A 19684-nucleotide genomic window follows, 5' to 3' on the forward strand; every position below is an offset into this window, starting at 1 on the left:
CAAGAGGCAACGCGTCGCATTGGTGGTCGTTGTTTCTAACAAACCAGGTAAATCAATATGTTGGTCCTTCGAGGCGCTCCTGCACTATCAGAGTTTAACCAAACTAAACTGATTGCAAAGCTGGGTCAATCCGGCGTTAGGGTTAAAAACCTATATAGCGAATATGTTCACCTAGTCGATTCCCAAGGTGACTTGTCTAAGCAGCAAATAGAGATACTCGAGAAGCTGCTCACTTACGGCCCCGCGAGGCAAGCACAAACCCCTTCTGGAACCTTCTTCCTCATTACTCCTCGCCCCGGCACTATCTCTCCCTGGTCTTCTAAAGCCACCGACATTGCTCACAACTGCAGTCTAAAAAATATCAACCGCATAGAACGAGGTTGTGCGTTTTATATAGAAACAGAAAACGTTGTGAGTGAAGATGATTTTGCGCTTATCGCTAGTTTCTTACACGACAGAATGACCGAATCAGTGTTCACCAATACTGATGAAGCTGCGGTACTCTTTTCACATACCGAAGCCAATACTTTTACCAGTGTAGATGTATTAGGCGAAGGCAAAGACGCGCTAGTTAATGCAAATGTGTCGTTAGGCCTTGCTTTAGCTGATGATGAGATTGACTACCTGTTTGATAGCTTTACTAAGCTAGGCAGAAACCCGACTGACGTTGAACTTTATATGTTTGCGCAAGCAAACTCTGAACACTGTCGCCACAAAATTTTTAACGCTAGTTGGACCATTGATGGCGAGGACCAAGAGAAGTCGCTGTTTAAAATGATCAAAAACACCTACGAGTTGTTACCTGATCACGTGTATTCAGCTTACAAAGACAACGCAGCGGTAATGGAAGGGTGGCAAGCAGGTCGTTTCTTCCCGAACCCGCAGTCACACCAATACGAATACCATCATGAAAACATTGATATTTTGATGAAGGTAGAAACCCATAATCACCCAACGGCAATTTCACCTTTCCCAGGTGCGGCAACTGGCTCTGGTGGTGAAATCCGTGATGAAGGTGCTACTGGTCGTGGTTCAAAACCTAAAGCGGGTTTGGTTGGTTTTACCGTATCTAACTTACGTATTCCTGGTGCTGAACAGCCGTGGGAATTCGAATACGGCAAGCCACAGCGCATTGTAAGCGCCCTTGATATTATGCTTGAAGGCCCACTAGGTGGCGCAGCGTTTAACAACGAATTTGGTCGCCCTGCGCTACTGGGTTATTTCCGTACCTTTGAGCAAGAAGTAAATAGCTTCAACGGTGTTGAAGTGCGCGGCTATCACAAACCTATTATGTTAGCTGGTGGTTTAGGTAATATTCGTCGCGAGCATATTGAAAAAGGCGAAATCACGGTAGGCGCTAAGCTTATTGTGCTTGGCGGCCCTGCAATGAACATTGGGCTTGGCGGTGGTGCAGCCTCATCAATGGCATCTGGCCAGTCAAACGAAGACTTAGATTTTGCTTCAGTACAGCGAGACAACCCTGAAATGGAGCGTCGCTGTCAGGAAGTGATTGATGCATGTTGGCAGTTAGGGGATAACAACCCTATTCAGTTTATCCACGATGTGGGCGCAGGTGGTCTTTCAAATGCACTGCCTGAGCTGGTTAATGACGGTGGCCGCGGCGGTAACTTTGAACTTAGAAAAGTATTGTCTGATGAACCTGGTATGACGCCGCTGGAGCTATGGTGTAACGAATCCCAAGAACGCTATGTTTTATCTGTCGCGCCAGAAAATATGCCAGTGTTCGAAGCAATTTGTGCCCGCGAACGTGCGCCGTTTGCTGTGGTTGGTGAAGCCACTGCCGAGCAGCACCTAAACCTGAACGACAGCCAGTTTGACAACAAACCTATTGATATGCCTCTTGATGTACTTTTAGGCAAGCCGCCTAAGATGCACCGCGACGTAAGCTCGACCAAGGTAAGCTCGCCAGCACTAGACGAGGCAGGCATTACCTTAAGTGATGCAGCAAATCGCATTTTATCTTTGCCTACCGTGGCAGAGAAAACCTTCCTTATCACTATTGGCGACCGCTCGGTTACCGGCCTTGTAAGTCGTGATCAAATGGTAGGCCCATGGCAGGTGCCAGTGGCAGATGTGGCGGTTACTGCAACAGCGTTTGACACCTACCACGGTGAAGCGATGTCGATGGGTGAGCGTGCGCCTGTCGCGTTACTATCGCACGGCGCGTCTGCACGTCTTGCTGTGGGTGAAGCGTTAACCAATATTGCCGCAGCAAACATCGGCGATATTAAGCGCATTAAACTGTCAGCAAACTGGATGGCAGCAGCTGGACATCCAGGTGAAGATGCGGGTCTTTATGAAGCGGTTAAAGCAGTGGGTGAGGAGCTTTGCCCAGAGCTTGGCCTAACCATTCCTGTGGGTAAAGACTCTATGTCGATGAAAACCGCATGGAATGAAAACGGTGAAGATAAAGCGGTGACTTCTCCGCTATCACTCGTTATCTCTGCCTTTGGCGCAGTAAAAGATATTCGCAAAACCCTAACGCCTCAGCTACGTACAGACAAAGGCGCAAGCCGCTTGCTGCTACTCGACTTGGGCGAAGGGAAAAATCGCTTGGGCGCAAGCTGCCTGGCACAAGTCTATACTCAGCTTGGTGATAGCCCAGCGGATGTGGTCTCTGCAAATCGCCTTAAAGCCTTCTTTGACGCAATGCAGACGTTAATTGAAAAAGGCTTGGTGTGTGCTTATCACGACCGTTCAGACGGTGGCCTGTTTACCACCGTTGCTGAAATGGCCTTTGCTGGTAAAACAGGTGTAAGCATTAACCTTGATAGCCTAGTTGGAAACGACATTGCCGTATTGTTCAATGAAGAACTAGGTGGCGTAATCCAAGTGCTTGAAAGCGATATGGATGCCGTTAACGCAGTACTGACTGAATTCGGTTTAACTGAATTGACTCACGATATCGGTACGCTTAATAGCACCGACATGATTGAGTTTAGTCGCGGTGGCGTTGCTGTACTTGCAGATAGCCGCGTATCAATGCGTACAATGTGGGCACAAACCACGTTTGAAATGCAGAAACTGCGTGATAACCCTGAATGTGCTGAACAAGAACACGCGGCAAAGCAAGATGCTGCCGACCCAGGTTTGCATGCTGCGTTGTCTTATGATGTAAACGAAGACGTAGCAGCGCCCTATATTGCCAAAGGCGTTAAGCCAAAAGTGGCGATATTAAGAGAGCAGGGCGTAAACTCGCATCTAGAAATGGCGGCTGCATTTACCCGTGCAGGCTTTGATGCTATCGATGTGCACATGAGTGACGTGTTGTCTGGTCGCATTACCCTTGAACAGTTTGCGGGCCTTGCGGCTTGTGGCGGTTTCTCTTACGGCGATGTATTAGGTGCAGGTGAAGGTTGGGCGAAATCTATATTGTTCAACAGCATGGCTCGCGACCAGTTTGAAGGCTTCTTCAACCGTAACGATACGTTCAGCTTAGGTGTGTGTAACGGCTGTCAGATGCTATCGAACCTTAAATCACTGATTCCAGGTACTGAGCATTGGCCACATTTCGTGACCAACCAGTCGGCGCGATTTGAAGCTCGTGTTGCAATGGTCGAAGTGATGGAGTCTAAGTCTGTGCTGCTTGATGGCATGGCAGGTTCGCGTATGCCTATTGCTGTGTCGCACGGTGAAGGTCAGGCTGAATTTGCCAATGACAACGCGCTGTCACAAGTAGGCGCGCAGGTGGCGATGCGTTACGTAGACAACTACGGCAAGCCAACCATGCAATACCCGGCAAACCCGAATGGTTCACCGCAGGGGATCACAGGTCTAACTTCACTAGACGGACGCAGCACCATCATGATGCCGCACCCTGAACGTGTATTCAGAGCCGTGGCAAACTCGTGGCGTCCAGACGATTGGCAAGAAGATGGTGCGTGGATGCGTATCTTCAGAAATGCCCGTAAATTTGTTGGGTAACAATGCACTGTTAGTTCGATAAAAACAGGGGGAAACCCCTGTTTATCTTTCGAAAAAATACTGTTTAATAAACGTTCATACCATAAATAGGTGTCAAAGCTTTGGCAAAGTGTCAAAAATCTGATTTTTGCCCTTGTCATCAGTTTGTCACTGATCTATTGTAGTGCAAGCAAGGAATGCAATTAGGTTACAGGAGTTGAGTTAGGGTTGTACCAGTGAAAGGCATGTGCCAGCTGGTTTAAATAATAAGAGACGACCGATGAATCGTTCTTCTAAAGGGTTTGGCTTAACCGGAGTGGCTGTAGCTGTAGTGCTGATGTTCGTAACTGCTGTTTTTAGCACATCTGCGAAGTCTGCCGAAGCTCCAACAACGCTAAGTGTGCAGTCTTCAGTTAAGTAGTCTGAAAGAAAAATTCTAACGCCCGTATCAAGTTGCTTGATACGGGCGTTAATCATTAGGGGACAATAAAAACGTTCAGCATATAGCGCTTCATGAGAAAAGCCTAAAAGCTACACTTAAAGACAAGCCCAAAAAAGCAAAGCTGACTCAACGAGTTATTGCCTCTCATTTTATCCTTTCTTATTTTTTTCTCTGTTAATTAATTTCTGCTGCGGATGCTTTTTCAAAAGCACATATGTAGCACCAAAGCCTCCGTGCATCGGTTGAGCCGTATGGTAGGCAATGACTTCGTCTAGTTCTCTTAGCCAATGGTTAACATAACTTTTTTTCAAAGCGGGAAAGGGTTTGCTATTTTCACCTGTTCCATGTTTTATGAGCAGTGCACGAACCCCGCGTTCGTGACTAGATTTAATGGTGCTATAAACCAGGTCTCGGCTTTGTTCTAAGGTTTTCCCTGAAAGTGTTACGTTGGCCTCTAGAGGGTATTTACCAAGGCGAAGTTTTTTAAAAACGCCGTCTTGAATACCGGGCTGCTGGAAGTGTATGAAATCATCAGGGGGTACCGGCTTTACACCTTCCATGCTCAGTGGATTAGCGAGTTTTTCGCGGACGCTTAACTGCCTAGCCGCTCGTTTTTGTTTTTCAGCGAGCGCCTTTTCAGGATCGTGTAATAAAGCCTTATCATCTGAAGCGATTGGTTTTACATCTTGCATTTCTGCAAAAAACGAATCGATATCGTCGTTTTCAAATTGGCTCATATTAATCCCCGTATAAGCTACTTCTCTATCTTTTATACGCTATTTCTGCCCCGTTGGTCTATGGAGCATAACCGCTCGATATATCACCGGGCGCAACGAACAGCAGCACCGTCGATTGCAGTGTAATTATAAAGTGGGGATTAAATTCTAAAAATCATCGTTTAGTAAATGGCACCGGGTTCCGCTAAAGCTTCAATAGCATCCCACTCTTCTTCAGAAAATGGGCACTGCTCAGCTGTTTCGGCACAACTATCAGCGTTATCAGATGGGGGGAAATCGAAAGTCATAATGCTCTCCTGTTTTGAAGAGTATTACTTAAATTGGCTAAATTACAACCAAAGTATAATAAATTCTTCAATATTACAGGAGACGGTGTGTATAAGCATCTTTACTAAAAAGCAGAAACGTTGCGCAATTAATGGCGTCCCCAGCTGGAATCGAACCAACATCTAAGCCTTAGGAGGGCCTTGTTTTATCCATTAAACTATGGGGACCTAATGCGTAGGGAGTTTTATTATACGTAGTTCGGGAAAATACGAAACCCTTTGTCAACAAGGTGCAGCGCTATGAGAAGAATGTCTCTGTCATTGACGTGAAAGTAATGTGTCCATGGCCTGTTTTTCTAATGCATATAAAAAACCCTCGTAGATACGAGGGCTTTGGCTATGGTCAGCGTATTTTTAAATATCAAAGTGTACCGCTAGTCTCGTAAATCTAAAGAGCAGTGCATGGGGATTGTTCAATTTGTTAATTTTATATGCCGCTGTTGGACAAAACAGCATGTTTTGTTGAACAAATTCCCTATGATAGTTTGGATTCTAACAAAAACGAATTGAAGTAAAAGATTATAGTTACACTTTATTCAATGCTTGAAGTAATTGATATTCGATACCTTTCCAAAGGCAATTAATTCACTTAGATGACGAAAGTACTATATAAACTGGGAACTCTAAACTGTTTAAGGCAGATCGAGAAAGACTATTTTTTTACTACAAAATCGTGTTCTTGAATGTTTGCGATAATTCCTGCACCTTCGTTTACTACTAGAGACGAATTACCGTAGGCACTACTCACTACAAATTTGCCAGGATATAGCGAGTACTGTAAGTATTTACGGCCACGGTTATCGACAATCTCTTTAGCTTGATAAAGGTATAGTTCATCTTTTTCAGAAATGCCATTGTCTCTGCCTAAAGATACAGAAATTTTATCGCCGGCAACATTAATCACTCTACCTGTCATTGGCTGGCACGCAGTGGCTTCTTTTATGTCTTCAATCGCTTCTGCTATTGTCGCGTTGACAGTTTGCCCATAAAGCGACTGCCAAAATTTTGTCGAAAACTCATCAACATCTTCGAATCTGTCGAATGTCCATTCTCCTTGATTCTGATAAGACTTAGTCAACAACAGGCCTCCATTAATGCCGTCATAGACTTGAATGGTCATAGCAAAGGAGCGTCTAGAAGTACCCTCACGCCACGGTGTAAGAACCGAAGCCTCTTCCCGTGTCACGCTTAAATCATCTATCATGCCCACCAACACAAATTGAGTATTACTTTGCGCTGAAAGCGTGCGTACATTTTGGTCAGTATATCGACTGTCAAATTTTGCAGTATGTGGCGCGATATAGATAATATCTAGGTTTTCAGTTTTATTTCGCATGGCCTGCGCTAACTGCTGGGTGAATGAAGCATCGAAATTGGGAATATTACCCTGTGTTAGCTGCGCTCTGTTACGTACCCTGAAATGTGTAGTAGCGAAATGTTTTTGGTCATTTTGTGCGGCACACACTTTTCCTCTTGGAAAAATGTCAGCGCGAATACTTACCGTAATCACATCGCCGCTATAAACTTCATCAACTAGCTCCAGTTGTTCAACTTCGCCGGTAGAGCGAATGGTCATCTCTTCATTTTTAAGAAGACCATTTGTAAGCTTGGCGACACTATGAACTGATGCGCCTGCAAAAAGCATGGCTTGCTTAAGTGCCTCTTGGGTAGCCGCATGTCTGGCAGTTTCCTTATCACCATTTCGCACCACAGCCTGTCCTGTAGCCTCGTACCACACGGCATTTGCTTGCCCAACGAAAAATGCAAACAGGCAAATTACCGCCACGACAGCATTTAAAATAGTTACCAGCGTTGTTTTGCTAATATGTCGCACCGCACACCTCTGGAGGTTTTTGTCTAACTGCGCTATGCAAAGCGCCCGGTTTATAAGGCGAAGTATGCGAAAAGAGTGCCAATTGATGTGGTTTGGTCGTCATTAAATCAATCGGGCGCATATCTTGCACATACCTTGCAAAAGGTTTGTAAAAAGCGTCAGTTTAGATATGTCAAAATCTGCTACCGCGAGTATGGCGGTATCTCGTAGTTAAAAGGCTGCCACCGACGAGAGCAGCGTAACTACACATTTGATTTTATTAATAATGCAATTTGGAAATGAAACTATGTGCTTGAAAAAAATACATAAATCAAAATCGCTGCTGCTGTCTTGCTTTCTTGGTTTAGCAATAAGCAATGGTGGATGCGGCATTATTGATAAACACGTTGAGTGGGAAACAATAGAACCAGAAAGCTATCCCGTGCTCAAGGCGGTAGGCTATGCGCCAATTTCTTCTCAGCATGGCGAAAGCGACAGCATGAAGCTTATAATGGCGATGAAAGCGTCAAAATTAGATGCATACCGAGAGCTAACTGAACAAGTCTATGGTCAAAAAATTGAAGGCAATCAGTCTCTGTCTCACTTGGTTATAGATAGCGAAACATTGCGAGCATCTGTAGAGGGGGTCATTAGAGGCGCTGAAGTCGTAAAAGCCTATCCGGTAGGTGAAGATACATACGTCACCGAACTCGCTTTAGATATGCAGCAGGTTTACGATATATATCTGTCGACCGCAAAACCGCGCCGAGTAAAGGATGTTAAGTATTATTAAACGTTAACGAAAGGGGAGTTTGCGCAAGTGGCTGTATAGTGAAGTTTTAAAACATGCGCAAATTCACAGAGATATAATTTACTTTTACCGGTTAAGGCTTAATGGTTAAAGCTCGCTGAGTGGGGTTTACTGAAATCGCAAAACATTAGGCGCTCACTCCCGACCCTAAAGTCCCGCCTTTCGGCTTTCCTTTTTTGTCATAGGTGAGCGATTCTTTGGCACGAACTTCCATCATCAAGTTACGTAAGTGTGTGAGGCGTAGCTGTCCTTGCTCTACGGCTTTTTGATTGACCTGCGTGCGGTATTTGCAATCGTCCAGAAGTTTCTTTGCATTAGCCATTAATGCTTCATCTTCTTCTGACATTGAGCCTTGATCGCTAATTGTGCGCTCAATACTTCCATCGAGAGCCTGAATAGACGTTAACAGTGCTGTCTTTTCGTCTAACAAATTCATTAAAGATTCGGCGTCTCGCGAACTGATAAGTTGCAATTCTTTTTCAAGCAATACGGCAAGTGAAGACAGTTGCTCCACTTGCTTTATTAGTGCTTGTGTCAATTGGCTTTCTTGTTCAGTCACGTTAGCTCTCTTCTGGTTAGTTACGAGTTTTGTCGCTCACTATTTAGCGCCAAAAATCTCACCTTCTAGTTTTGCAATCTTGTTGGCAAGCACTTCAGGATTAACTTTATACTCGCCACTTTGAATCGCTCGCTTAAGGCGATCGACTTTATCTTGGTTGACAGGCGCTTCCGAACCTTTCTTCTGAACCTGGTTGAGCTGCTGAGCAGATTGCGTCAACGATACAGAATCCTGACGAGGAACTGATGCGGTTTGCGCAGCCTGTGTTGATGCCTGTTGTGGAGATTGCTGCGTCTGGTTTTGCTGCGCAACCTTTCCATTATCAACGGGTGTTTTCGGTAACCCATTGTTTATATTGTTAATTGCCATAATTAGTCCTCACTACTTTTTCGCCTCTGTAAAGTATATCGGCCTTTTGGCTAATTTCTTTAGCTAAATTGTGAACAAAAAAGTAGATATTCGCTGCCTCGTTTATAAGTGTATCACGACTTCTTCAGGGCTTGCGACTCTTGCTATCACCGCCTTTTGGCTACTGGCATTAATTACCTTAATATTGTCACCAACAACACCGTCTTGCTGAGCGATTCCGGCTGTTTTCACTTCCATACCTGCTACCTCAGCAGTTATGGTAATTCTGTCGCCTTTGCACACAAAGCATAGCATATTTGACTGTATAGCTTGTCCGTCAGTCACTCGGCGTTTTATTCTAGCCCCAATAAGCGCTTCTAGCTCAGTAAATGCGGTATGGCGCAATCGTCTTACATCAACTTTTGCCAGAGACAGATTCGATGATGTTAGTACGGTTCCTGGACTTATTGCGCCTTGAGTGACAACAATTTCTTTGGTACGCGTTACTTGCCCGCTGGTAAAAAGGTACCATTCATTATTTCTGCAGCTCACTCTAACTGAAATATACGATTGGCTCAGCGCTTCTTGCGATGCATTGTATTCGAACCCAGTTGGGCAGTCAGGAATATTTATCCTATCGTCTATCTTCACAATAGACACATCAATGCTAGTATCCTGCGTATTATCAGCAAGTTGAGTTATTAGGTATTGTTTTGCACCTTCTTCAACCTGTTTGTGATTGGTTTGTGCCGCCAAGCAGTTGATAGAAAGCACACTGAAAACGGTCAATGACAGTAATCGTGTGAATGTTAGGCGCGTTTTGGCGTTCATATTTTTCATCATGACTTTTCGTGTTCAGTTTACAAGTTATTGACTATGCTTAATACGGCCGGTTTGCTTAGTGCAAATAAATAACAGCCAAAGTAAATCCATAAGGTTTACAAGCACGAGCGTCAACGCAGGATCATTGACTAAGTTAAGGTATAAACCCTACTAAAGACTGAAAAATGCTATTTAGTGTCATTTTTCTGTCGTTTGACCTGCAAAAATTTAGTGATATTGTCTATCTTTATCATAAGAGGCAATGATCATGCCCAGTATTACTTAGAGGTGACCTATGTCGGGGATTTTAGATTCAGTAAACCAGCGCACGCAGCTTGTTGGGCAGAATCGCTTAGAGTTGCTGCTGTTTAGACTGAACGGCCGCCAACGCTTTGGAATTAACGTTTTTAAAGTGCGGGAAGTGCTTCAGTGTCCTCCGCTAACAGCAATGCCGAAATTAAACCCGTTGGTTCGTGGTGTGGCGCACATCCGTGGTCAAACCATATCGGTCATTGATTTAAGTATGGCAACACGCGGCCGTAAAATTGAAGATCTTTCTAATGCCTTCATTGTCATTGCGGAATATAACCGTTCAGTTCAGGGCTTTTTGGTGGGTGCCGTAGAGCGTATCATCAACACCAATTGGGATGCGATCATGCCGCCACCTCAAGGTACTGGCAGAGCAAGCTATTTAACGGCGGTGACTGAAGTTGAAAATGAACTTATTGAAATTCTGGACGTTGAGAAAATTTTGAACGAAATTTCTCCGTTGAATGCCGAAGTAAGTTCAGAGGTGGCCGAAAGCCTGACCACTGAAGGCCAAGAAAACAAGATTATCTTTATTGCAGATGACTCTGCGGTAGCGAGAAACCAAGTTAAAAAGGCGCTAACTTCACTAGGCTTAGAAATTGAGCTAGCTAAAAACGGTCTTGAAGCCTTAAATAGATTGAAAGAAATTGCGGAAGAGTATGGCGATGTAACAAACCGTGTAGGCGTGCTGGTCTCAGATATCGAGATGCCAGAAATGGACGGGTATACACTAACCGCCGAAATTAAGAATACGCCTGAACTTCAAAAGCTCCATGTTGTATTGCATACGTCGCTCAGTGGTGTCTTCAACCAAGCTATGGTGCAAAAAGTAGGGGCTGATGACTTTATCGCGAAATTCCACCCCGATGAACTTGCTACCGCGGTACAAAAGTGGCTAATGACTGAGTGCGAATAACGGAGCAAGATTGGATTGGCTAATAAAGACGTTTCGCCAGCAAGTTACCTCAAGTTTAGAGAGTTTTTGGAAAAGCAATGCGGCATAGTATTAGGTGATAATAAACAATACCTGGTGCGCAGCCGTTTAGCTTCATTACTCTATAAGCATAAGTATGAGTCTGCTGACGAGCTGATTGACGTGGTTGTGAAAGGGTTCGATAGAACCTTACTACAGAACGTTATTGACGCAATGACCACAAACGAAACGTTGTGGTTTCGAGACAACTATCCCTTCGATTTACTTGTAAAAGAGTTACTACCAACACTATCGGCAAAAAATCAGAAGCTTCGCATATGGAGTGCCGCTTGTTCGTCTGGACAAGAGCCTTATTCTATTGCGATGTCTGTACTTGAATATCAGCGCCAAAGGCCAGGTGCATTAAGAGCGGGTGTTGAGATTGTTGCTACAGATTTATCGTCAGAAATGCTGCAAAAGTGTGAGTTAGGTATTTATGACGAACTGTCCCTTGCAAGGGGATTGTCCCCTCAAAGGAGGCAGGCCTTTTTCCAGCAAAATGATAGCGGGCTTATGCAGGTAAAACCCGACGTTCGTCGGATGGTAAGCTTTAGAAGTCTAAATTTACTTTCGAGCTATGCAGCACTTGGCCGCTTTGATATCGTTTTTTGCCGTAATGTTTTGATTTATTTCTCGGCCGAAGTAAAACAACGCATCCTGCAACAAATTGCCGGGCAGCTGCAGCCTCAGGGTGTGCTTTTCCTTGGCGCCTCTGAATCAATCAGCGCTGCAAGTGATACCTACAGAATGGTTAAGTGCCACCCTGGCCTTTACTATCAAAAAAAATGATCTAACTTATCGGCCTGATAACTAATACTTTTTCTATGATCAGGTCGACACTTTTGACTTACACCCTCCGTCAAAATCTCATTATGGCATTTGCCTTGCTAACTATTTTTACAAACGACAGTAAAACGGCAAGATTCGATATTTAATTGTCCGCTTACATTGTCACCACGAAACAAATTTTTAGTATGTCAGAGGTCATGTTATGGCTATTAACCTAGATAAGCTGGTTGGCTTTCATGAGTCAGCACTCACTATACGCACAGAGCGTATGGAAGTGATTTCTGGAAATCTAGCGAACGCAAACACGCCTGGTTATAAAGCGCGGGATATTGATTTTAATAAAGCAATGCAGTCGGCTATGCGAGAAGCATCTGGTGGTACAGCCAATCACGCTTCTTCAGGAATGGTGCGGACAAATGATCGCCACTTAAGCGGCAATTCTACGTCAGTAGCGGCAAACTTTGACATGCAATACCGCATCCCAACACAACCAGACACTGGCGACGGTAATACGGTTGAAGTTCAAGCGGAAAGAAATCGGTTTTTAGACAATGGATTGCGCTACCAAGCCAGCCTAGAATTTTTGAACGGAAAAATTAAAGGCATGAAAAAAGCGCTTAGCTCAGGAGGTCAGTAGTCATGAGTTTATTTAATGTAATGCAAATTTCGAGTACGGGTATGGAGGCGGAGAATGTACGTCTTAATACTACGGCAAGTAATATTGCCAACGCTAACTCGGTTAGCAGCAGCTATGACGAAACATACCGAGCTCGCCATCCAGTTTTCGCTACGGCGTTGCAAGATGCAATGCGCGATCAGTCAAAAGGTGCAGGTGTTCAAGTAAAGGGGATTGTAGAAAGTGATGCTCCTTTGCAAGTGGAGTATTCACCTAACAACCCGATGGCAGATGAAAACGGCTACATCTATAAACCCAACGTGAACATTGTGGAAGAGATGGCGAATATGATGTCAGCGTCCAAAGCGTATGAAACTAACGTGCAGGTTGCGGACACCACAAAGCGTATTTTCCGTCGCGTACTGCAGCTAGGTCAAGGGCAGTAACTTGCCGCTTGAATAATGTGAGGATTACTCAGTGAATACCATAAACAACACTGGCTTAAATACTGATCTGTATTGGCAAGAGGAAACCGTCAAAATAGCTGACGGCACCGAGCAGCAGTTAACCCAGGAAGATTTCTTCTCAATGTTAACTGAGCAGTTAGCCAATCAGGATCCCACTGCACCTGTTGATAACGATCAAATGGTAGCGCAGATGACATCATTTACGATGGCCGACGGCATTTCCCAGCTTAACGAAAAGTTTGAGTCGTTTGCAGCTTCAATGACATCGAATCAAGCGTTACAAGCCTCTAGTCTTATCGGGCAAAACGTGCTGGTTCAAGGTAACGTGGGTTATATGGCTAATGAAGGCGATGGCATTTCGGGTGTAATTGTGAATGAAAAAACAGTTCAGAATATGACGATCACTATTGAGAACCAGTTTGGTGAAGTCATAAAAACCATTGATGCAGGCACACAAAGCGCTGGCAACATTGAGTTTGAATGGGATGGCAAAGATAAGCATGGCAACCAGATGGCACCGGGTGAATATGTTATCAGTGCCACTGGCGAATTAAATGGAGAAGGTGTTCAGCTAAATACCGCCGTTAATCGCCATGTTGGAAGTGTAAGCTTGGCTGGTAGTGGTCAAGGCGTAATTTTGAATTTGGATGGTGATGTCAGTATCAATCTTGATGACGTCATTCAAATCGGCAGTTAGTAGGAGAATCAATAATGTCTTTTAATATTGCACTGAGTGGCGTATCAGCCGCACAAAAAGATTTGGATGTAACCGCCAACAACATCGCAAACGTAAATACAGTTGGCTTTAAAGAATCTCGCGCTGAATTTGGCGATGTTTATGCGGCATCACTGCTTTCAGGTGGTAAAACTAAAGTAGGTGACGGTGTACTCACTCAAGAAGTTGCTCAGCAATTTTCTCAAGGTAGCCTTCAGTTTACCAATACCTCGCTTGATTTGGCGATTACGGGTAATGGTTTCTTTGCGACAGTACCTGAAATTACTTCTCGCGACTTCTCGTTCACACGTGCGGGTCAGTTCAAGTTAGATAGCGACAATTTCGTGGTTAATAGTAACGGCGATAACTTATTGGGTTTCCCCGTTAACTCTGATGGTACAAGTGCCTCGGTAGCACTTAGTACTACAGAACCAGTACGTATCCCAGATTCTTCGGGTTCACCAGCACAAACCACAGAAGTTGACATTCGAATGAACTTGCCTGCTGGTGATGCAGCCCTAGATCCACAAGATTTTGACCCTGAAGATCCGCTTACCTACAACGCAGCAACATCGGTAACCGTTTACGATTCGTTAGGTGATAGCCACGTAATGACCTATTACTTCATAAAGGATGCGACACCGGGTGTTGATAATGAGTGGTATGTTGCTACTGCAATCGATGACACGCTAGTTGATATGACAGATTCAGCGGGTAATGACACAGACCCAGCAACAGCAGTAAATAGTGTCGGTGGTAACACCGGTAACGCCGTAACAGCATCTAAACTTATCTTTTCTCAAGGTGGTGATTTTGCTGGCATGGAAACGCCTGATGGCCTACCTACACTTGATTTCAAAATGCAAACAGAAGCGTTAGGTGCAGGTATTCTTGCTAATGGCTCAGATCCTACGCAGCAAATAAGCATTGATTTTAACCTCGATGTTAATAACGCGACGCCTAATGAGCCGACTCAGTTCGCCTCTGCGTTTGAAGTTACTTCACTAGAACAAGACGGTTTACCTGTAGGTCGATTAACAGGTATCGACATTGGTCCGGATGGCTTGGTTCGTGCAACGTTCTCTAATGGTACGTCTGAACCTATTGTTCGTGTCGCTTTGGTTCGCTTTTCTAATGAACAAGGCCTAACTCAAGAGAGCAGTACTCAGTGGAAGGAAAGTATTCTTTCAGGTGAGGCACTAGCGGGTGAAGCAACAACCGGTACTTTCGGCGAAATTAACTCTTCGGCGCTAGAACAAGCTAACGTTAACCTTACCACTGAGCTCATCGACATGATTATCGCTCAGCGTAACTTCCAGGCAAACTCGCGTGCGCTTGAAGTGAACAACTCGCTAAACCAGACTATCCTTAACATTCGATAGTTTGCAGTAAGCTACATTAGCAGATTGCTAAGCGGCAAATTTTAGGCGCGGAAAACCGTACCTATTTGACCCGATTTAGAAAGGTCGCAACAATGCGACCTTTTTATTTTTCTATATATATCAATTCAATACCGCCCTTATTTTTCAATTGCACTAAATATCCACAGATTGGCACTGCCTTTGCAAAATCTTGTTTAAGGTTTAATCAGAGTCAAAAGTCAGTCATGGACAAACTTCTCTATATTTCAGCAAGTGGCGCCTCCCAAGACCTTCTCGGAACAGGGATTAGGGCCAATAACTTGGCTAATGCACAGACAACGGGATTCAGAGCGCAGTTAGAGCAGGCAAGGTCAATGCCGGCCTACGGCGAAGGTTTGCCGACTCGCGTGTTTTCCATGACAGAAAGCCCGTCGAATAATTACGAGTCGGGTCCGATGATTAAAACAGACCGCGACTTAGACGTAGCCATCCAAGGTGATGGTTGGTTCGCTGTACAAGATCAAAATGGTCAAGAAGCTTACTCGCGTGATGGAAATTTCAAGTTAGGCGATGACGGAATTTTGACAGATATCCACGATCGCGTCGTGCTTGGTGACAATGGGCCAATATTCCTTCCTGTTCCTTTAGATAATCTCAATATTGCGGCCGATGGCACGTTGTCAATGAGACAGTTAGGTGCCCCTGCCAATGTTATTGAAGAAGTGGGGCGACTTAAATTAGTTAGCCCAAACTATGCAGACATGGAACGTGGGAACGACGGCTTATTTAGAATGGAAGATGGCTCAATAGCGCCAGCCAATGCCAACGTGAAAGTAATGTCGGGCATGCTTGAAGGTTCCAACGTCAATGCGGTTGACGAAATGGTAGACATGATAAGTCTGCAACGTCACTACGAGCTTCAAGTCAAAATGATGAAGCAAGCAGAGAAACTAGATCAAAGTGGCAATGCGTTATTACGCATTCTGTAAACGAATTTTTATCATCGTTGCCCCATGAGCAACGTCGGAGGTTAACATGCATCCAGCACTATGGATAAGTAAAACCGGACTAGACGCCGCACAGACTGATGTGGCAGTGGTATCTAACAACCTAGCCAATGCGTCAACTGTGGGCTTTAAAAAAGACCGCGCGGTGTTTGAAGATTTGCTTTATCAGAATATCAATCAGCCAGGCGGTCGTTCGTCTGCTGACACAGAGCTTCCTTCTGGGCTTATGCTTGGTTCAGGCTCGAAGGTCGTTGCTACTCAAAAAGCACATACGCAAGGTAACCTGTTAACCACTGAAAACGCGCTTGATATGTCAATTCAAGGTCGTGGTTACTTTGAAATATTGCAGCCAGACGGCACCATTGCATATTCAAGAAATGGTCAGTTTTCACTGAACGACCAAGGCCAAATTGTTACATCTGGCGCGGGTTTTTTGCTTCAGCCTGAAGTGGCTATTCCCGAAGATGCGCAACAAATCACAATTTCTCAAGATGGTGAAATTAGCGTGAGCATACGGGGCCAAGCTGAACCGCAGGTACTCGGTCAGCTTAATATTTCTGACTTTGTTAACCCAACCGGATTACAACCAACCGGACAAAATCTTTATGTAGAGACAGCGTCAAGCGGTGCGCCTATTCAGGGGGTCCCTGGTCTGCAAGGATTGGGTTATATCTCACAAGGCACGTTGGAAACCTCTAACGTAAACGTGACCGAAGAGTTAGTAAACCTTATCGAAAGCCAGCGCTTGTATGAGATGAACTCAAAGGTTATCTCATCGGTCGACCAAATGCTTGGTCAGGTTATTCAGCAACTTTAGTAGGTAGCATCATGCGTATTTTAGGTTTATCTGCTGCACTTCTGATACTTGGCGGTTGCGCCAGTACAAACGAGCCTCCCGTTCAGGCAAACGACCCGTCGTTTGCACCGGTAGTGCCAGATTACCCGCGTGAAACGGTAGTAGAGGATGGCTCGCTTTTTCGTTCGCAGCTTGCTAATAACTTATATTCTGACGTTACCGCAAGAAGAGTCGGTGACATCATCACTGTAACGTTAAGCGAGAATACCCAAGCGAGCAAATCAGCCGACACTAGCACAGCGAAAGATTCAAACGTCAATCTTAATCCTATTACCGGGCTTGCTGGGCAGGCGATAAACATTGGCGGAGAGTCCGTACAATTAGGAATAAGTTCATCCCGAGATTTCTCCGGTGATGCCACTGCTAACCAAAGCAACAGCTTAAACGGCGCTATCTCAGTTACTGTGGTCGACGTACTTCCTAACAGCAACCTTGTTATTCGTGGCGAAAAGTGGCTAACCCTGAATCAGGGCGATGAATATATTCGTCTTACCGGTATCATTCGTCCGGCAGACATTAGTCCCGAGAATGAAATCGTGTCCACTAAGGTTGCAAATGCGCGTATCCAATATTCGGGTACGGGAAGTTTTGCGCGAGCACAAGAAAAGGGTTGGTTAACCAAGTTCTTTGATTCTGCTTGGTGGCCTCTTTAGGTTTTAGGATAGGAGAGTGAACATGCGTTTGTTTTCAGTAGTATTAGCCGCTTTCACAATGCTTTTATCTTCACAGGCAGGTGCGCAGCGCATTAAAGATGTAGCGAGTATTCAAGGCGTACGTAGTAACCAATTAGTGGGATATGGTCTTGTTGTAGGTTTGCCTGGAACGGGTGAACAAAGCCCGTTTACCGAACAAAGTTTCAGAACCATGCTGCGCAACTTTGGTATCAGTCTTGACGCTAACACCAAGCCAAAAATACGAAACGTGGCCGCAGTGGCGGTACACGCCGACCTGCCTGCTTTTGCAAAACCCGGACAAACCATTGATATTACGGTTTCTTCAGTTGGCGAAGCGGCCAGTCTTCAAGGCGGAACGCTGCTCCAGACGTTTCTTCGCGGTGTTGACGGTAAAGTCTACGCTGTAGCGCAAGGCAGCTTAGTCGTGAGCGGGTTTGGCGCACAAGGCGGTGATGGCTCTCGTATTGTCGTTAATACGCCAACGGTAGGCAGAATTCCAAACGGTGCGATGGTAGAGCAATCTGTACCAACAGGCTTTGCCAATGGCGACACGTTAACGCTTAACCTCCATTATCCAGATTTCTCAACAGCCAAGTCGCTTGCAGATACGATCAACGAGCGCTTAGGTGCACAGCCGGAAAATGGCTATGTTATTGCTAAGCCCATTGATGCAGCGTCTGTTCGCGTGTCGGCCCCGCGAGATGTCGGTCAGCGCGTGGGCTTTTTGGCTACCTTAGAAAACTTCGAATTTACACCAGCTGATGCGCCAGCGCGTGTGGTAATAAACAGCCGCACAGGCACCATTGTTATTGGCAGTGACGTTCGCTTGTTACCAGCAGCAATTACTCACGGCGGGCTAACGGTGACCATCTCTGAAAATCAGCAAGTTTCTCAACCTAACGCGTTTGGTGAAGGGCAGACTGCCGTTACCACTCAGTCGATTGTTGATGTCGATTTGGCAGATAGCCGCATGTTTAAGTTTGAGCCAGGCGTTACTCTGGACCAGCTTGTGCGCGCGGTAAATGAGGTGGGCGCTGCGCCGGGCGATTTAATGGCAATTTTGGAAGCATTACGTCAAGCAGGCGCATTGCGTGGAGAGCTCGTTATTATTTAAAACGAGCAAAGAGCATTTACGAGACGTTAGTAAAATAAAGTCACAGCGGAATAAGCACGATGGAATCACTTAGCACAAAAAGTCAGCTTGATATGGCTCGCAATGTCCACGATATGGGCAGCATAAACAAAATGCGTGAAGCCATTGCGTCGGGCGACGAGACGGTATTGCAAGAAGCTGCCCAGCAGTTTGAAGCGATATTTGTGCAAATGATGTTGAAATCAATGCGTAAAGCACAAGATGCCCTTGCTGACGAAAATAGCCCATTTAATTCACAGCAAGTTAAGTTTTATCGTGATATGCACGACCAACAGCTAGCGACAGACCTCACTTCCGGTGGCGGTTTAGGTCTCGCTGATGTCATTGTTAAACAGTTAGGTCAAACTGAGGATAGCTATACGCCTGCCAGTGTAATCAGAAGTGACGGAGACTTATCATCACTTAACAGAAACCGTGTGTACAACGTAACTGAGGCGCAGGATATTGCCCTTTCTTCACAGTCTATTCGCAGCCAGTCAGCACAAAAAGATGCCATGTTCGAAAGTCCCGAGCAGTTTGTAGAGAGCCTAATGCCAATAGCTGAGAAAGTGGCAGCAAAATACGGAATGGATCCTAAAGCAATAATTTCCCAAGCCGCGGTTGAAACCGGGTGGGGCAAATTTGTTATCCATAAAGCGGATGGGGAAAGCTCGCACAACTTATTTGGCATCAAAGCAAATAAGGGATGGCAAGGAGAGCAGGCTGTAGTCGACACGTTGGAATTTAACAATGGACTACCGCAAAAACAAAAGGCTGCTTTTAGGTCCTACTCGTCAGTAGAAGACGCAATGGAAGACTATGGACGCTTTATCACATCACAGCCTCGCTACAGCCATGCTGTCGAGAATGCTTCTGACGCAGCGCGCTATACCCATGCGCTTCAAGAAGCGGGTTACGCTACCGACCCTGAATACGCGCGCAAGATAATGGCAGTGTATAACAGCGATCGTCTCAGCACGTTAATGCCATAGCATTGGAGATT

20 protein-coding genes and 1 tRNA gene are annotated in these 19684 nt (G+C 45.2%); 14 read left to right on the forward strand and 7 right to left on the reverse strand.

From position 1 onward, the window contains the following. Positions 1–57 precede the first annotated feature (57 nt). Both purL and ACFI6J_RS00565 read left to right on the forward strand, forming a co-directional pair. Positions 58–3945 carry a phosphoribosylformylglycinamidine synthase gene (gene purL, locus ACFI6J_RS00560; RefSeq protein WP_348670318.1) on the forward strand — a complete coding sequence of 1296 codons (3888 nt, stop codon included), beginning with the start codon at positions 58–60 and terminating at the stop codon, positions 3943–3945. A 259-nt stretch (positions 3946–4204) separates the two neighbouring features. Then, the gene (locus ACFI6J_RS00565; protein ID WP_162889815.1) at positions 4205–4345 is read left to right on the forward strand and encodes a hypothetical protein; all 141 of its coding nucleotides are present in this window, start codon (positions 4205–4207) and stop codon (positions 4343–4345) included. Between the two features lie 170 nt (positions 4346–4515). Here ACFI6J_RS00565 and smrA read toward each other — a convergent pair whose 3' ends face one another. The 4 genes from smrA to ACFI6J_RS00585 all read right to left on the reverse strand — a co-directional run bounded on the left by smrA (position 4516) and on the right by ACFI6J_RS00585 (position 7263). Beyond that, positions 4516–5103, reverse strand: coding sequence for a DNA endonuclease SmrA (gene smrA, locus ACFI6J_RS00570; protein WP_014948576.1), 588 nt, complete (start codon positions 5101–5103; stop codon positions 4516–4518). A 161-nt stretch (positions 5104–5264) separates the two neighbouring features. Next, the gene (locus ACFI6J_RS00575) at positions 5265–5390 is read right to left on the reverse strand and encodes a hypothetical protein (protein WP_348670319.1); all 126 of its coding nucleotides are present in this window, start codon (positions 5388–5390) and stop codon (positions 5265–5267) included. A gap of 132 nt (positions 5391–5522) precedes the next feature. Next, positions 5523–5597 (reverse strand) — tRNA-Arg (locus tag ACFI6J_RS00580). Positions 5598–6081: 484 nt separating this feature from the next. After that, positions 6082–7263, reverse strand: coding sequence for a flagellar assembly protein T N-terminal domain-containing protein (locus ACFI6J_RS00585; protein WP_348670320.1), 1182 nt, complete (start codon positions 7261–7263; stop codon positions 6082–6084). Positions 7264–7549: 286 nt separating this feature from the next. Between ACFI6J_RS00585 and ACFI6J_RS00590 the strand changes: the two genes are divergently transcribed. Beyond that, entirely contained in the window at positions 7550–8035 is a 486-nt protein-coding gene (locus tag ACFI6J_RS00590) for an LPP20 family lipoprotein (protein WP_348670321.1), read from the forward strand. A gap of 145 nt (positions 8036–8180) precedes the next feature. Here the strand turns inward: ACFI6J_RS00590 and flgN are convergent, their stop codons facing one another. From flgN to flgA, 3 genes are all read right to left on the reverse strand, one after another. After that, a complete protein-coding gene (flgN, locus tag ACFI6J_RS00595) occupies positions 8181–8612 on the reverse strand; it encodes a flagellar export chaperone FlgN (RefSeq protein WP_014975873.1) in 432 nt (143 codons plus the stop codon). A gap of 39 nt (positions 8613–8651) precedes the next feature. Beyond that, entirely contained in the window at positions 8652–8981 is a 330-nt protein-coding gene (gene flgM, locus ACFI6J_RS00600; RefSeq protein WP_014948589.1) for a flagellar biosynthesis anti-sigma factor FlgM, read from the reverse strand. 102 nt (positions 8982–9083) lie between these two features. Beyond that, complete coding sequence (gene flgA, locus ACFI6J_RS00605; protein ID WP_348670322.1) at positions 9084–9800, reverse strand: flagellar basal body P-ring formation chaperone FlgA; 717 nt, start codon at positions 9798–9800, stop codon at positions 9084–9086. A gap of 277 nt (positions 9801–10077) precedes the next feature. Here flgA and ACFI6J_RS00610 point away from each other — a divergent pair, with 277 nt between their 5' ends. The 11 genes from ACFI6J_RS00610 to flgJ all read left to right on the forward strand — a co-directional run bounded on the left by ACFI6J_RS00610 (position 10078) and on the right by flgJ (position 19673). Then, the gene (locus tag ACFI6J_RS00610) at positions 10078–11007 is read left to right on the forward strand and encodes a chemotaxis protein CheV (RefSeq protein WP_014997593.1); all 930 of its coding nucleotides are present in this window, start codon (positions 10078–10080) and stop codon (positions 11005–11007) included. 15 nt (positions 11008–11022) lie between these two features. Next, positions 11023–11853 carry a CheR family methyltransferase gene (locus tag ACFI6J_RS00615; RefSeq protein WP_061484996.1) on the forward strand — a complete coding sequence of 277 codons (831 nt, stop codon included), beginning with the start codon at positions 11023–11025 and terminating at the stop codon, positions 11851–11853. A 202-nt stretch (positions 11854–12055) separates the two neighbouring features. Then, positions 12056–12490 (forward strand): flagellar basal body rod protein FlgB, encoded by a 435-nt coding sequence (gene flgB / locus ACFI6J_RS00620; protein WP_014948594.1) that lies wholly within the window; start codon positions 12056–12058, stop codon positions 12488–12490. A gap of 2 nt (positions 12491–12492) precedes the next feature. After that, positions 12493–12915, forward strand: a complete 423-nt coding sequence (gene flgC, locus ACFI6J_RS00625) for a flagellar basal body rod protein FlgC (RefSeq protein ID WP_012517627.1) — start codon at positions 12493–12495, stop codon at positions 12913–12915. A 31-nt stretch (positions 12916–12946) separates the two neighbouring features. Then, entirely contained in the window at positions 12947–13633 is a 687-nt protein-coding gene (gene flgD / locus ACFI6J_RS00630; RefSeq protein WP_012517628.1) for a flagellar hook assembly protein FlgD, read from the forward strand. Between the two features lie 14 nt (positions 13634–13647). After that, positions 13648–15033, forward strand: a complete 1386-nt coding sequence (gene flgE, locus ACFI6J_RS00635) for a flagellar hook protein FlgE (protein WP_014948596.1) — start codon at positions 13648–13650, stop codon at positions 15031–15033. A 224-nt stretch (positions 15034–15257) separates the two neighbouring features. Next, positions 15258–16001, forward strand: a complete 744-nt coding sequence (locus tag ACFI6J_RS00640) for a flagellar basal body rod protein FlgF (protein ID WP_012517630.1) — start codon at positions 15258–15260, stop codon at positions 15999–16001. Positions 16002–16047: 46 nt separating this feature from the next. Further along, positions 16048–16836, forward strand: a complete 789-nt coding sequence (flgG, locus tag ACFI6J_RS00645; protein WP_014975875.1) for a flagellar basal-body rod protein FlgG — start codon at positions 16048–16050, stop codon at positions 16834–16836. 11 nt (positions 16837–16847) lie between these two features. Next, on the forward strand, positions 16848–17528 hold the full coding sequence (gene flgH, locus ACFI6J_RS00650) for a flagellar basal body L-ring protein FlgH (protein ID WP_014948599.1): 681 nt from the start codon (positions 16848–16850) through the stop codon (positions 17526–17528). A gap of 22 nt (positions 17529–17550) precedes the next feature. After that, complete coding sequence (locus ACFI6J_RS00655; protein ID WP_014975877.1) at positions 17551–18663, forward strand: flagellar basal body P-ring protein FlgI; 1113 nt, start codon at positions 17551–17553, stop codon at positions 18661–18663. A 59-nt stretch (positions 18664–18722) separates the two neighbouring features. Further along, on the forward strand, positions 18723–19673 hold the full coding sequence (gene flgJ / locus ACFI6J_RS00660; RefSeq protein ID WP_014975878.1) for a flagellar assembly peptidoglycan hydrolase FlgJ: 951 nt from the start codon (positions 18723–18725) through the stop codon (positions 19671–19673). Positions 19674–19684 lie beyond the last annotated feature (11 nt).

This window comes from Alteromonas sp. G4i13 (assembly GCF_054960505.1).